The sequence below is a fragment of the Agrobacterium sp. FDAARGOS_525 genome, from assembly GCF_003938925.1.
In the GTDB taxonomy this organism is placed as follows: Bacteria; Pseudomonadota; Alphaproteobacteria; order Rhizobiales; family Rhizobiaceae; genus Agrobacterium; species Agrobacterium pusense.
The window spans coordinates 1,014,693-1,028,189 of record NZ_RKIU01000004.1; the positions used below are offsets into that span (position 1 = coordinate 1,014,693).

A 13,497-nucleotide genomic window follows, 5' to 3' on the forward strand; every position below is an offset into this window, starting at 1 on the left:
GGACCTCACCCATTTCGCCAGTTCCCGCGCACAACGAAGCAGATCGTCCAGGTCCACCTTTCCGAGCTTGCGAAAGAACAGGTCTTCGTGACGTCGGCGCGCTACCGCCGCGGCAAACGGTCGACTTTCTCGATGAGGGTCTTGAGCGCGATGGCGTGTTGGTGCTGCGTATCCAGGATGAGACCCAGCATTTCCAGAAGTTGGGCCAGTCGGTCGGGTTGTTCCGGCGTTTCCAGCAACGATAGAAGAGGCAGGAGCCGCGCTGTGTTGCCTTCCACGGTCGCGAGGGTACTTAGGTACTCGGGTCTGGCTTCCGATAAGTTGTTCATTCGTGTTTCCTCCCTGTAGAAAATTCTGGAACTCGCCGCGCTTCCTGCCCGCCGCACGGCAGGCGGCCGCGACGAACACGCCATCGGTGGTGACGAGGATCGCCCCCTTGTCGCCGTTCTCGATGCGAAGGCTCTGGCGATCGATCTCCCGGAGGAATGCCGTCCGCCCTCGCGTGGCGGCCTGCCGAAGCCTGGTCCGGTCGAACTTCGGCGCACTTCTCTCCGCTCGCTTGCGTGCGACATCCGAAAAGCCCTCTGTCCTCCGCGCCCGTCGCTCGGCACGGGTCGGCTGCACCTGCTCGCCGCTATCCGCCTCGTAGCGGCGGGCGAGGTCTTCCAATCGTGCGAAATCCCTACGGCAGTCCAGAACCCGGAAGCTGATAGGATCGACCTCGGCCACCGCGACGTGGAAATGGCTACGTCCCTTTTTTACGTGACGGACGACAAGACGCGGGCGATCCGCGCCAATCCCGAACTCGGCGTCTATCGTCCGCAGGAACGTGCTGAGTTGCGTCGGGGTCATTTCATGCTGGGGCGAGATGGAGAAGTGTCGAACACTATATCGGCAGCGTTTGAGACGGGCGAGCGCCTGGGCATCGGCAAGGGCGTGCCGGTCTCCTGCGAGGACTTCGATTTTCTCGTTCTCGTGGACTTTTCCAAGAAGGTGATGGGCGAGATAGCGGATGCCGCCCTTGCAGGATATGCGCGTTGACTGGACGATCATGCGATGATCTCCCGTATTCGCCCACGTAGCGCATCGACATCCGCGAGCGTGCGGGAAAGCTCGGCATCGTGGCCATGGAGCCTGCCCGCGTTTACCTGGCGTGTGATCTGGTTGAGGTTGCCGCCGATCCTGCCAAGTTCGCCGAGTGTACGGCCGAGCACCGCGGCATCGGTATGATTGAGGCGAAGGACGGGCATCCGAGCGCCAAGCGCGGAGCGGCGGACCAGTTCCGACAATGTAAGACCCCAAGCGGTGGCGAGGTCTTTCATTGTTGCCACCTCCTGATGGCTGGCACGGATGCGAATAATCTGATCACGCATCGGTTGCTCCTTTCAGGCCCGCGAGGGCCGAGGGGGTTCACGGGGGAGGTATCTCCCCCTGACCAGCGCCTTGTGGACACAAGGCATTGCTGGCTCTTTCCCTCTGTGGGAAAATGATGGGGTGAGGATTCCGCCGGCGCAAATACGCTTCGGGATTCGAACTGTTTTGAATGGTGTCGATGACAGTCTTCGATGGTTCAAACTTCGAAATGAATAATCCGAAAGTCGAACCATTCGCGTCGAATCTCGAAACGATCATTTCGAATGTCGAAAGATGGGCTATGGGGTCATTTACAAGCCGAAGCTTCATGTACTTGTACATGAAGGTCGCCGCGGATAGGGAATCCGACCGTTCGTTCGATCCTCGAACTTCTGCCATCCATTCGATTTTCGGGCCATCGACATCCGTTCGAAAGTCGAACGATCTTTCCCCGGAGTGAAGAGGAGTGAAGTCTTGGCGCGGCGACGCGACAACGGAGGGAACACGACGTATGGGGGCATGTCTCGACGCATAACTGGTGTTGCTCAGCATCGGAATTGCTTGTAGCGAAAGGTATGCACCTGCCACCAGTCACCAGTAAGTTTTGCTCGTACACCGTTGAAAAACTGGTCCAGAAGCGCGGTTTTCGGGACAGTTTGGCGTCGGCCGCCCAAGAGCTCCTGGAAACACATCTTTCCCTGCCTCGGGAAGTTCACTATGTTGCTGATTTACAGCGATGGATGCTTAGCCAGATGACCATCGCCATGCATTTCGAGCATTTGCATGATCCAACCTCCCCCCCTCTCTCGCCAAGTAATCTGGTCCGCGCGATCGGTAATACGGGAATAGCCAGTCGTAATACCGTTCACACCTTCCTTATGGAGATGCGGAAGTATCACTTTGTGGCCCCCATAGAGAGGGTCGATCGCCGACAGCGCGCCGTTCGAGCAACGGAAATGAGCGAGCATCTTATTCGACGGTATTTTGACATCCATCTTCGGGCACTTGACCTTATGGACGAAGGTACGCGGTTCGCGCTTTCATGCGAACATCCAGAATTGCTACATTACGCTCAACCGCGCTTTATATGGATGCTCGTCAACTGTAGTGATTGGTACAAGCCACCGCATAGCATTGCGAAGTTCGTTAGTTCCGACTCTGGTAGTAGCGTCCTGCACGATCTGATCAAGGCTGTTCCTCCGTTGGCAACGGATGAGGCACGGCCAATATGGATCGGAAAGGTTTCGCCTAAAGTGCTCTCAAGCCGATATCGAATTTCGAGAACGCACACGGCAAGACTTTTCAGCCTAGCGCGCGAGTCACAGCTAATTGGCTGGGCCAAGGAAAGCAATCGCGGCGATTGCTGGATTTCGCCTCAACTTGTCCGAGACTATCTCTATTGGCAAGCGATCAAACTTGCCTCTGTATCGAAGGCATTTGAGGATGCCTGTATGGCGGACGGCTTTGTTGGAATTTCCTCCATAGAGCGACCAAAAACGCTGGGAAGCGTCTAATGCTCCCCAGCGTAACCACTTATTCGTGGATTGTGTATTCACCAAGCTCGCAAAGGTTCTGCGTGTCCGTCGTCGTGTCAAGGTCATCGCCCTGGAACTCGAAGCGCATATCGTATTCACAAACCGAGCGACCATCGGCGATGGTAATCTCCATGGATTCGCCCGGTGCCAAAGCTTGGCGGCCGAAGATGTCGTCTTCCCACTTATCTATGCCTACCGGAGACGCATAGAAGTTGTTCAAAACGGAGTTCGTTCCGTTTTTCAATGTGAATGCGAGGTCTTCGGCCTTGGCGGGCGCAGATACACACAAAGCGATAGCCGCAACCGTCAACGTGATGCTAATTTTTCTCATTTTTTCAGCCTGTTAGGAAATGGACTTGTGAAGCTTCAAGCTAAGCACTAGCAGGATTTAAACGCGAAATAAAGATTGCTGCGGTCCCATATTTGGGACTATTCACGCTTGGAGAGAAGAGCCGTCAGGTTTCGGCGAGCGGGTAGTGCGGGCGCAGGCGAAGCCGAGCCTCGGCCGCGAAGGCGACAACTTGACGGATCGGAGCGACCCCAACCGTTTCGCCCCCTGGACATGAAACCCATGTCCGGGACTAGGCCAGCGCCGATGAGCGTCCTTTTTCCAGCATGGCCGAGTCTGGGGTTTCCGTGACCGCCAGATGGGGGTGAGCGTCAAAGATGATGTCGGATACATCAGAAACGTCCGGGTGCATCTGGCGACCCGAAATCCGCCCCTCCTGCACGGCGATCCAGGTCTCCTGTTCCTCGATCAGGCGGAAGTCGTCGTCTTCGGCCTCTGGTGCATCGGAATTCCACCCGCCACGCTTCTGGCCGTGGAGAGCTTCAAGGTTGGCGTTCCCCCATGCGGTTTCACCATTGGCCGTTTCGCCCTGCCTCGGTTCAGGATTATCGTCGCACGGAGCGATGCCTACCTTTTTATCTATACACCCACTGGCACAAATTTGCTGACAGGCTGCAAAGTGCCGATAAGCGGTCGAGCGGGACACGCCAGCCCGAGACGCCAACCTTTCCGGGCTCAGCGTTTCCGATCGTTCCAGCATGGCGGAATAGACCGCGACCAGTTTCTCAAGACTCCGTTCCCGCCTGATGTCTTGGGAAAACCGAGCTCCCGCTCGCTGGCGGTCCCGAACGTTCTTCATTCCTTCGACGACATGAAGAAGACGCTGACGATTCTTGTTGCCCTGTAGCTTGGCTGGGTCGAAATCCATGGCGAGACGATCGGCGACCTTGCCGATGACGTAGGAAAGCCTGACGTCTTCCAACTCCATTGTCCGGGCGTAGCTTTCGAGGGCGACATGAAGATGATCGGCAAGCGCTGCCTTCGATTCCTTCATGCGGGCATCGGCGGCGAAGTGCCATTGGATCAACAGGGCTGTTCCCCGTGCGCGTAGCGTGTTGAAGGCGATGTTCGAGGCCTTGAGGCCCATTCCAGACTGGATCGCCGCGGCCTGTCGGGCAAGCGCTTCGCGGCTCGATCCAGTGTCTACCCATTGGGCATAGTCCGAGAGCGTCGGCATGTTGTGCCGGTTCGGGGTCAGTGTGTGCCAGAGCGGTGACAGCGGATTCTTCATGCGCATGGTCGTTGCCGGCGCGGCAGGATCGGCCCCGAGTGGGAGCAGGGCCTTCGTCAAGCCGTTCGAGACGCCGAGGAACAGTCTCACGATGTCGCGCCGGCACCGCTTGTCGTCGGATTTCCACACGGCGGTTCCGGGCGGCAGAAGGAAAATGAAATGCGGACGATGATAAGTGCCGTCGTCACGCAAGTCGCCGACGACTATATGCGGCAGGCATGGAATCGCCCCGTCCCGAACCATTTCCTCAAGGGCAAGGAGCAGCGCCTCTGGAGACGCGAACACGCCGTCGCAATCGATACGGAGCGCGCCGAGGAATTCCTTGTTCAGTTCGATATACGGATAATCCAGGGTCAGGAGTTTGGAACGTGACTGAACGTCGAGCGTGGCCTTGTCATTGGATGCCCGCGCCCTGCCGCCCTTCGGGACGAGGGTGACGACCAGCTTCAAGATCGGATTATCCTCGGAGCGCAATCCCTCTTCGACAAAGGCTCGCCGCCAGCGTCCTGCTATGTGTTGATCGAACGGCAGCGCATAGCCATTCTCAAGACGGTCTCGGACGGCAGCGCGTAGATCGATCGCCTCCTGGCGGTAGCGTGCGGCATCGGAATCAGGATCGACCGTTTTGCGGTCCTCATCGCTTTTTTTCCGCTTTGCCTTCGCCTCAGAGGCCCTGCGCTGGGCTTCTCCGTAGCGCGTTTCGAAGCCGAGCAGGGCTTGCCCTACGATGTCTGGCTTCCGACAAGTGGTTTTTCCCGCGCTTGCCTGCGCGGGGTCATTAGTCTTTACAATTGCGTCGCCGGCGTTCACTATCATTGAACAATCTCCAGAAAAGCCGCGGCAGGGTTCCAGCCCTATGATCCGCGGCTTTTTCTATGCTTGGAGCCGGCGGCGCACGGGTCAAGCGCCGATGGCGCTCACTCGCATATAGGGCGAGAGGTCCAGACCTTCCGGAAGCGGCAGAACCGTGAGGACTTCAAGCTCCTCGCGCTTGAGCCTCTTGGCTCCGTAATTGTCCGAAACCGTTTTCAGCTTGTGGCCCGTCTGGAGATCGTGAGTGCGCTGGTCGATGCGCGCAACGCGCATGATGTCCTTGGCTGTGTGCCGGCTCGAATGGAAGGTGGATTCGATTTCCTTATGGATGCCGATCTTCTTCAATTGCCCGTTCAGCCGCTTCGATGCCGCGTCCGCGGGCCGCTTCACCTTCTCCTTGCCGTGGTAGAAAGCCCACGGGAATATCCAGCCATCCTTGGGGAAGGTCTTCACGTACTCGATAAACCCGGCATCCACGATCGCCTGATGGATTGCGATGATGCGGCGGCTGGATTTGGTCTTCACGCGGCGGGCGACGGCAAGCCCATCAGGCGTGACAAGATCGGTCGTGAGATCAAGAACCCAGTGGCCACCCTCGACCTGATAGATATCCTTTGCCTGCAAGCGGATAAGTTCGCCGATACGGGCTCCTGTCACGGTGCCCAGCAAAGGCAGCCATTTGTTGTCTCCCCGATCTTCCGTGGCCGCGTGAGCGAACCATTTGTTCAGTTCGGGCACGGCGAACGGCAGACGATCCGTCGAGTCGCGCGCATCGTTGGAAATACGGATCGTGACATTTGCGAGCGGGGACGGAAAATTGTGATGGGCGCACATGTCATGAAAGATCATGTTCAGCGGCGAGAGATAGTTGGTCTCGATGGTCTTACCGGTGAGGGTCTTGTGCCGCTTCGCGGGCGGCAGACCGTCGTTATGCCTCATCGCCTCGGCCTGCGTCATGCTCCGGAACTCGGGCTTGACGCTGTAGCTCGCAGGGACATGCACCAACATGTTGGCGAATGACTGGAAGTCGAGATAGCGGTATTTGTTGATAGGCTTGTCGCCGGCGAAGGTGATGAAGTCCTTGATCCGGTTATAGTCGGTGTCGATCTTCTTTCCGTCGATCCCGAGACCGCCGCGCACCTTCGTCCATTCCTCAAGCGTAACGGACAGCAACGGTCCCGGATGCCCGCCGTCCAGAACGAGTTCGACCGACCTGCCGAGATCAGCGATCTTGCTGGAAAGTGCCTCCAGATGCGGCAGCACATCACTTGTGCCGTTTACGCGTTCGCTCTTGGCCCGCTGGAGGGTTGCAAGAACCATCTGTTGGGTTTCAAGGGTGGATGTATAGACCGCGTTGACCTCACGTTTGAAAGCGTTGTCGCGTTCGAGAGCTTCCACCTTGAGGCGATTGGCCTGCTTCTCCAGTTCGAGCGCATGAAGCTGCTCTTGCTGCTCCATGACCTGATCGGTAACGTCCGCGATCTGCTGAGCCTCTTCCCTGAGGTCTTCGATATAGGCCCTGAGTTCCGCGATAATGGCATCGCGCGGGTCTTGGCTGTCCTGCATGGTCCTACCTTTCATTCTCATGGCATCGCGGAATAGCCGGTCCAGATGACCGACAAGTAAACGCGCCATCGAAGCCGCCTGACGTGCGGACACCATGCCGATATGAAGGCGAATAGGGGATGAGCCGAGGACAGGAACGAGGTCCTGGGGGATTCGGCGCTGGAAGCGATAACCGTTGCTACGGCGTGTGAGATACATGGAAAGCCCGGGTACAAGAGTGGGTACGAACCCAAACCGGGGCCTTGAAATTACTCACGAAATCAACGGGAAAACCCGTGGCGGAGAGGGTGGGATTCGAACCCACGATACCCTTGCAGGTATGCCGCATTTCGAGTGCGGTGCATTCGACCACTCTGCCACCTCTCCGCATGCGCGAACGCTTGCGTTGCGCGCTCCTCTTAAACATCAATGGCCGGGCTGACAAGCGGAATTTCGCGTTTGTGTCACAAATTATTCGTCTTGAACGAGCTCACGGAATGGGGTTGGAGTTTGATTGTTTTTGCCGATATTTACTGATGACACGCCTCGGATTTTGCCAGACGGGTGTGATTGATCGATCAGGTCTACAGGCGCTGATAGCGCCGGAGGATGTCCATGATCCGGTCATCCTGATCAGGATCCGGCAGGAGCGCCGGCTGTCGGCTGGCGCCGACGGAAGGGTCCTGGAGATAAAGCGAACGTTTTACCATGGCCGGCGCGAAACCGAGGGCATAAAGATCGGTGCGGAAAGCCGCATAAATGGCCTGCTGGCGTTCGGCTTCGGCGATGTCGCCGGCGTTGAAAGCATCGAGAATGCCGGCGAGCACATCCGGAAGCGCGTTGCCGAGACCGGAAATGCAGCCTGCCGCACCGTTCTGCAGCGACCACAGAACGAGATGGTCCGGGCCGGAATAGACCTCGAAGCCGGGCACATCCTTCGCCACCCGAAGATAGGCTTCGAGCGTCTGCTGTGCACCGCCGGAATCCTTGATGCCGGCGATATTGCCGTGAGTGGCGAGTTTGCGGGCGGTTTCCGGTTCTATGTGGTTCTGGGTGCGGGCGGGAATGTCATAGAGATAGACCGGCGTGTCGACAGCGTCGGCCACCGTCGAGAAATGGCGGATCAGGCCATCCTGCGTACAGGCGATGAAGAAGGGCGTGATGACGGCGATGCCGTCGACACCAATACGGTCGAAGGATCTCGCGAGCTGCAGGGTTTCGAAGGTGGCCGGCATGCCAGCATTCACGATGACCCTGGCGCGGCCGGCCACCTCATCCACCACCTCCTCCGTCAGCCGGATCTTTTCATCATGCGTCAGCGCGGTAAAATCGCCGTTGGTACCGGCGCACATGATGTTGTTGCCGGCGGCTACCTGGCGGTGCACCTGCGCACGCGTCGCCTCATAATTGATGGTTTCGTCTTCATTAAAACAGGTGACGAGCGCAACGAAGGCTTGTTTGCTCATGAAAGAACTCCGCTTGAATTTCCGGTGGCCTGGACAGGCGATGCAGCCTTATGTCCGGCCTCCCTATCGGGGTCGGGGTCGAGACTGGCTGAAAGGAGCGCGCGCGTGTAAGCCTCGCCCGGCGCTTCGAAAATCTGGCGGACGGTGCCGAATTCCACCACCTCCCCGCGCTGCATGACCATGACGTGATCGGCAAAATCCCGCACCACCGGCAGGTCGTGAGCGATGAAGATAAAAGAGAGGCCCATTTCGCGGCGCAGCTTGTCCAGCAGCGCAATAACCTGCGCCTGAACCGAAACGTCGAGTGCAGAAACCGCTTCGTCGCAGATGATCAGCTTCGGCTCCAGCGCCAGCGCCCGGGCAATGGCGATGCGCTGCCGCTGGCCGCCGGAAAACTGATGCGGATACCGGCGCATATGATCCGGTGAGAGACCGACCTGCTGCAGCAATTCGGCAACCCGTTCGCGCCATTTCGCCCTCGGCACTATGTCCGGATGGATGACCCAGGCTTCGGAAATCAGCTGGAACACCGTCATGCGGGGATTGAGCGACTGGGTAGGGTCCTGAAACACCATCTGCAGATCGCGCCGAAGCGCATAAAGCTCCGCTGGCGACAGCCTGAACAGGTCACGCCCCTTCCAGACGGCGCTGCCGGCATCCGGCTCATCGAGCCGCAGCAGGATGCGGGCGAGCGTCGACTTGCCGGAACCGCTTTCGCCGACGACGGCGATGGTTTCTCCGGCCATCAGGTCGAAAGAGACACCTTTCAACGCCTCGAAGGCGCCGTAACGCTTGCGCACATTGCGCACGCTGAGCAATGGCTCACCCGTTGCTTTCGGCTCATGCATCTCGCCCCGGCCGGGGGCGGCGTTGATCAGCTTGCGGGTGTAGGGGTGCTGCGGATTGCTGTAAACCTCGCGAACGGTGCCGGCCTCTACCAGAACGCCCTTCTCCATCACCACGACCCGGTCGGCAATTTCGGCGACTACGCCGAGATCATGGGTAATGATGAGCACTGCCATGCCCGTTTCCCGCTGCAGTTCCCTGAGCAGCGAAAGCACTTCCGCCTGCACCGTCACGTCGAGCGCGGTGGTGGGTTCGTCGGCGATCAGAAGATCGGGGCGCAACGCCAGCGCCATGGCGATCATCACGCGCTGGCGCTGGCCGCCGGAAAATTCATGCGGGTGTTTCGTCAGCGCCCTGTCAGGATCGGGAATGCCCACACGCGCTATAAGCCGCCTCGCTTCCGCTTCTGCCTCGGCCTTGCCCATGCCATGCGTGGTCATTGCCTCGCGGATCTGCCAGCCAACAGTATAAACCGGGTTGAGATGGCTGAGCGGATCCTGAAAGATCATGGCGATGCGCCGGCCGTTGATCTCGCGCCGCGCCTCGGTCGGCATGGTCAGCAGGTCCTTGCCGTCGAGCAATATTTCTCCACCGCCGATGCGGCCGGGCGGCATGTCGATGAGGTTCATGATGGCCGACGAGGATACCGACTTGCCGGAACCGCTTTCGCCAAGGATCGCCAGCGTCTCACCTCGGTCGATATGGTAGGAGACATCCTTCACCGCATGCACGACACCGCTTACGGTGTGGAATTCGACGGAAAGATTGCGCACCTCGAGAAGATGGTCAGCCATTTTTACGGCCCTTCATTTCCAGCCGCCAGCGCTGCACCGGGTCGAGCGCGATGCGCAGCCAGTTGGACAGCAGGTTGAGCGACAGGGTGGTGAGAATGATGGCGAGCCCCGGCCAGAAGGACAGCCACCAGGCATTGGTGAGATATTGCCGCCCCTGCGAAATCATCAGGCCCCAGGTGATTTCCGGAGGCTGAATGCCGATGCCGAGGAAGGACAGCGCGCTTTCCGCGAGCATGACATAAGCGAAATCAAGCGTTGCCAAGGTCGTCAGCGTCGGCAGCACCACGGGCAGGATGTGGCGGAAGAGGATGCGTTTTCCCGAAGCGCCCATGACCCTTGCCGCCTGCACGAACATCCGTTCGCGCACCTCCAGCACCTCCGCCCGGGTGGTGCGGATATAAACGGGAATCCGTGTGATGGCGAGTACCAGCATCAGGTTGAGGATGGAGGAGCCCAGCAGATAAAGCACGATGACCGCAATCAGCAGCGATGGAAAGGACATGATCACATCCGCAAGCCGCATGATGATCTGGCCGGTGCGGCTGGAGGAAAAACCGGCGATGAGGCCGAGTACGGTTCCGGTAACGGCGGAGAGAAAAACCGCGCCGGCGGCGATCATCACCGTGTTTTGTGTGGCGGCGACGATGCGCGCGAGAAGCGGGCGGCCGAGTGCATCCGCCCCCAGCCAGAAATACCACTCGCGCTGCCAGTCGAACGGTGCAAGGTTGCGCCCGCGCAGGTTCTGTTTCGTCGCGAGATCGCCGAGCCAGGCCGGGCCGACAAAAGCGAGAATGACGACAATGATGAGAAAGATGGCCGCGCAGAGCGCAAACTTGTCCGCCCACAACATGCGCAGCATGCGGGTTGCGAAAGACGGTTCATCGATGATCTCAGTATCGGCGTTCATAAGGCTCATGGCTGGACGACCTCCTCAGTGCCGGATGCGCGGATCGAGCAGCGCATAGGCGATATCGATCAGAAGGTTCATCAGGAAGATGGCCAACGCCGTGACGAGGATGGCGGCCAGAACGACATTGAAATCCCGCTGAAGGATGGAATCGATCATCAGCTTGCCGACACCGGGGAAACCAAAGATGGTTTCAACCACGACGGCGCCGTTAAGAAGGCTCGCCGCCTGATCGCCGATAACGGTGATCACGGGCAACATGGCATTGCGCAAGGCGTGGATGAAGATGATCGGACCCGATTTCACACCCTTGGCGCGCGCCGTTTTGACATAGGCCGAGGACAGAGCGCCGATCATCGAGCCGCGCACCACCTGCACGATAATGCCGAAGGGGCGCACAAACAGAACCGCGACAGGCAATATCCAGTGCAGCACGGACCCTGTGCCCGACGTGGGCAGCCAGGCCAGGTTGACGGAAAAAACCACGATCGCAACGATCGCCAGCCAGAAATCCGGCACGGATGCCCCGATGAGTGAGATACTCGAAGCGACGCGGTCAAAAAAGCCGCCGGAACGGAACGCCGCGAGCGAGCCGATGATGATGGCCGCCGTGGTGACCAGCGACATGGTGATAACGGCAAGCCAAAGCGTCCAGACGAAAGCCTCCAGCACCACATCCAGCGCCGGGCGCGCCTTTCGGAGGGATTCACCCAGATCACCCGTCATCACATCGCCGGCATAGCGCAGAAACTGCACCATCAGCGGGTCGTTCAAACCGTGCAAGGCGCGAAACTGCTGCTTCAATTCCTCGGACGCTTCCACCGGCAGAAACAGCGCCGCAGGGTCCCCCGTCAGACGGGACAGGAAGAAAACCATCACGATGAGGCCGATCAGGGAGATCAGGCTCGCAAAGGAACGTTTTCGGATGAAGCTCAGCATTGTTGCCTCCGGTTTTTCAATGCGGCGGCGAAGCTTCCGCCGCGCCGCCGCTTCTTCATTGACAGAACGCGGGACCTTATTTGATGCCGATTTCCGAAAGCTGCAGCATCGAGTTGGTGGCAATGGTCGGCTTGAAGTCCAGCCGCTCGGAGACACGGGAGAAACCGACCATGTGGAACAGCAACACATCCGCCACCACGTCATCATGCAGATAGGCGATGAGTTCGGACCAGAGCTTGGCGCGCTCGTCACCCACGGCTGCGGAGGCGCGTTCGATCAGATCATCCACCTTCTTGTCAGAAAAGCCGGACTGGGTACCCTTGGTGGCATATTTGAAGAACATCGTGAAGGACGGGTCGCCCTTGGAATTGTCATGCATGGCGGCGACGATCTGCGGTCCACGGCCTTCCTTGAATGGCTTCGAATAATAGCTTTCGTGCTCGGCCACTTCCACGAATTTCAGGTCGATCTTGAAGCCGACTTCCTGCAATTGCTGCTGGATCGCTTCCATGATCTCGGTAACGTTCGGGAAATTCGCCGTGCGCGCGATGACGGTGATCGGTGTATCCACCTTTACGCCGGCGGCCTTTGCCTCTTCGAGCAGCTTTTTTGCACACTCAGGGTCATAGGGGAAGACCTTGACGTCGGGATTCCAGCCGAGCGTGGTCGGCGGAACCAGCGCCGTCGCCAGGACCGCTCCTTCGGGAACCAGCGTGCCGAGAAATGCCTGCCTGTCGATGGCAAGGTTAAGCGCGCGGCGCACCCTGACATCGTTCAGAGGCGCAATATTATGATCGAGGCGCATATAGACCGTTTCACTGTCGAGATAGGAAAAATCGGTCTTAGGATTTGTCGCGTCTAGCTGTGAAATGGAGGGGGAGAGATCGGCCTCGCCAGTCTGCACCATGGCGGCCCGCACCGAGGGATCGGCGCGAAAGAGATAGGTCGCTTCCGTGACCTGCGGCTTCTTGCCCCAATAATCATCACGCGACGTCAGTACGATCTGCTGGCCGGGAGTCCAGTTGGTCAGCTTGTAGGGCCCGGTGCCGACAGGCTCGCGGATGAATTCCATCTTGGTTTCTTCGGGAACGATGGTCACGAGCGACATCAGCAGCGGCAGGATCGGCTGGGCCGGATCCGTCTTGAAATCGATCGTATGGTCGTCGACAACCGTCGGCGTCACCGTCATGCCGCCGAAATAGCGACGGGACTCGCAGGCGTTCTTGTCGCTCATGATGCGCTCGAAGCTGTGCTTCACATCCTTGGCGTCAAAATCTGTACCGTCGGAAAATTTCACGCCCTGACGCAGGTGGAAGCGCCAGCTGCCATCCGAGTTCTGCTCCCATTTTTCAGCAAGGCGCGGCTGAACGCCGTTCTTGCCGCGCACATCAAGCTCGGTCAGGGTCTCACTGACATTTTCCATAATGATACGGCCAATGTTGGAGCGCGTGGCCATGCAGGGCTCAAGCAGGTCCGCTTCTTCCGCCAGCACGATCTTGATCGGCCCCGAAGCTGCGAACGCCGGCGAGCCGGCGGCGCTGAGGGAACCCAAAACAAGGGCGCCCGCAATCAATGACTTCTTCATTCCGTTCTCCTCCCAGATCAGAAATTCAGCAACATGGCGGTGGACCGCAAGAGGCAGTTGAAGGCCCCGTCTCCCGCATCGGGGAGCATGGCGTGCGGATGATCGTCTCCTCCACCCGTCATCAAAGCATCGAC

General features: G+C 58.8%; 11 protein-coding genes, 1 tRNA gene and 2 pseudogenes. 1 reads left to right on the forward strand and 13 read right to left on the reverse strand.

Annotated elements, in window-relative coordinates:
• Positions 1 to 101: 101 nt before the first annotated feature.
• From EGT36_RS21040 to EGT36_RS21050, 3 genes and pseudogenes are all read right to left on the reverse strand, one after another.
• Positions 102 to 329 (reverse strand): hypothetical protein, encoded by a 228-nt coding sequence (locus EGT36_RS21040; protein ID WP_125270993.1) that lies wholly within the window; start codon positions 327 to 329, stop codon positions 102 to 104.
• Between the two features lie 367 nt (positions 330 to 696).
• Positions 697 to 1,053 (reverse strand): annotated as a pseudogene (locus EGT36_RS31535) (relaxase/mobilization nuclease domain-containing protein); the annotation flags it as partial.
• The gene (locus EGT36_RS21050) at positions 1,050 to 1,373 is read right to left on the reverse strand and encodes a plasmid mobilization protein (RefSeq protein ID WP_125270995.1); all 324 of its coding nucleotides are present in this window, start codon (positions 1,371 to 1,373) and stop codon (positions 1,050 to 1,052) included. The pseudogene EGT36_RS31535 and the gene EGT36_RS21050, both read right to left, overlap by 4 nt.
• 732 nt (positions 1,374 to 2,105) lie before the next feature.
• Here EGT36_RS21050 and EGT36_RS21055 point away from each other — a divergent pair.
• Positions 2,106 to 2,867: a hypothetical protein gene (locus EGT36_RS21055; protein WP_125270996.1), complete on the forward strand. Its 762-nt coding sequence runs from the start codon at positions 2,106 to 2,108 to the stop codon at positions 2,865 to 2,867.
• A gap of 19 nt (positions 2,868 to 2,886) precedes the next feature.
• Here EGT36_RS21055 and EGT36_RS21060 read toward each other — a convergent pair whose 3' ends face one another.
• From EGT36_RS21060 to EGT36_RS21100, 10 genes and pseudogenes are all read right to left on the reverse strand, one after another.
• Positions 2,887 to 3,219, reverse strand: a complete 333-nt coding sequence (locus EGT36_RS21060; RefSeq protein ID WP_125270997.1) for a hypothetical protein — start codon at positions 3,217 to 3,219, stop codon at positions 2,887 to 2,889.
• Positions 3,220 to 3,469: 250 nt separating this feature from the next.
• Positions 3,470 to 5,284, reverse strand: coding sequence for a replication initiation protein (locus EGT36_RS21065; RefSeq protein WP_125270998.1), 1,815 nt, complete (start codon positions 5,282 to 5,284; stop codon positions 3,470 to 3,472).
• An 84-nt stretch (positions 5,285 to 5,368) separates the two neighbouring features.
• Positions 5,369 to 6,847: a site-specific integrase gene (locus tag EGT36_RS21070; protein WP_172965685.1), complete on the reverse strand. Its 1,479-nt coding sequence runs from the start codon at positions 6,845 to 6,847 to the stop codon at positions 5,369 to 5,371.
• Positions 6,848 to 6,877: 30 nt separating this feature from the next.
• A pseudogene (locus EGT36_RS31345) lies at positions 6,878 to 7,045 on the reverse strand (DUF6538 domain-containing protein); the annotation flags it as partial.
• 78 nt (positions 7,046 to 7,123) lie between these two features.
• A tRNA-Ser gene (locus EGT36_RS21075) sits at positions 7,124 to 7,213 on the reverse strand.
• Between the two features lie 197 nt (positions 7,214 to 7,410).
• Positions 7,411 to 8,292, reverse strand: coding sequence for a dihydrodipicolinate synthase family protein (locus EGT36_RS21080; RefSeq protein ID WP_125271000.1), 882 nt, complete (start codon positions 8,290 to 8,292; stop codon positions 7,411 to 7,413).
• Entirely contained in the window at positions 8,289 to 9,932 is a 1,644-nt protein-coding gene (locus EGT36_RS21085) for an ABC transporter ATP-binding protein (RefSeq protein ID WP_112637451.1), read from the reverse strand. The genes EGT36_RS21080 and EGT36_RS21085 overlap by 4 nt, the downstream gene beginning before the upstream one ends.
• Positions 9,925 to 10,848 carry an ABC transporter permease gene (locus tag EGT36_RS21090; protein WP_125271001.1) on the reverse strand — a complete coding sequence of 308 codons (924 nt, stop codon included), beginning with the start codon at positions 10,846 to 10,848 and terminating at the stop codon, positions 9,925 to 9,927. Before EGT36_RS21090 ends, EGT36_RS21085 begins: the two co-directional genes overlap by 8 nt.
• Before the next feature lie 15 nt (positions 10,849 to 10,863).
• A complete protein-coding gene (locus EGT36_RS21095) occupies positions 10,864 to 11,778 on the reverse strand; it encodes an ABC transporter permease (protein WP_100911294.1) in 915 nt (304 codons plus the stop codon).
• 76 nt (positions 11,779 to 11,854) lie between these two features.
• Positions 11,855 to 13,363 (reverse strand): ABC transporter substrate-binding protein, encoded by a 1,509-nt coding sequence (locus EGT36_RS21100; RefSeq protein ID WP_125271002.1) that lies wholly within the window; start codon positions 13,361 to 13,363, stop codon positions 11,855 to 11,857.
• Positions 13,364 to 13,497 lie beyond the last annotated feature (134 nt).

Coding starts and splice junctions, on each gene's coding strand:
- EGT36_RS21040 (WP_125270993.1), bottom strand. CDS start 329: ATGAACAACTTATCGGAAGCCAGACCCGAGTACCTAAGTACCCTCGCG.
- EGT36_RS21050 (WP_125270995.1), bottom strand. CDS start 1,373: ATGCGTGATCAGATTATTCGCATCCGTGCCAGCCATCAGGAGGTGGCA.
- EGT36_RS21055 (WP_125270996.1), top strand. CDS start 2,106: ATGACCATCGCCATGCATTTCGAGCATTTGCATGATCCAACCTCCCCC.
- EGT36_RS21060 (WP_125270997.1), bottom strand. CDS start 3,219: ATGAGAAAAATTAGCATCACGTTGACGGTTGCGGCTATCGCTTTGTGT.
- EGT36_RS21065 (WP_125270998.1), bottom strand. CDS start 5,284: ATGATAGTGAACGCCGGCGACGCAATTGTAAAGACTAATGACCCCGCG.
- EGT36_RS21070 (WP_172965685.1), bottom strand. CDS start 6,847: ATGCAGGACAGCCAAGACCCGCGCGATGCCATTATCGCGGAACTCAGG.
- EGT36_RS21080 (WP_125271000.1), bottom strand. CDS start 8,292: ATGAGCAAACAAGCCTTCGTTGCGCTCGTCACCTGTTTTAATGAAGAC.
- EGT36_RS21085 (WP_112637451.1), bottom strand. CDS start 9,932: ATGGCTGACCATCTTCTCGAGGTGCGCAATCTTTCCGTCGAATTCCAC.
- EGT36_RS21090 (WP_125271001.1), bottom strand. CDS start 10,848: ATGAGCCTTATGAACGCCGATACTGAGATCATCGATGAACCGTCTTTC.
- EGT36_RS21095 (WP_100911294.1), bottom strand. CDS start 11,778: ATGCTGAGCTTCATCCGAAAACGTTCCTTTGCGAGCCTGATCTCCCTG.
- EGT36_RS21100 (WP_125271002.1), bottom strand. CDS start 13,363: ATGAAGAAGTCATTGATTGCGGGCGCCCTTGTTTTGGGTTCCCTCAGC.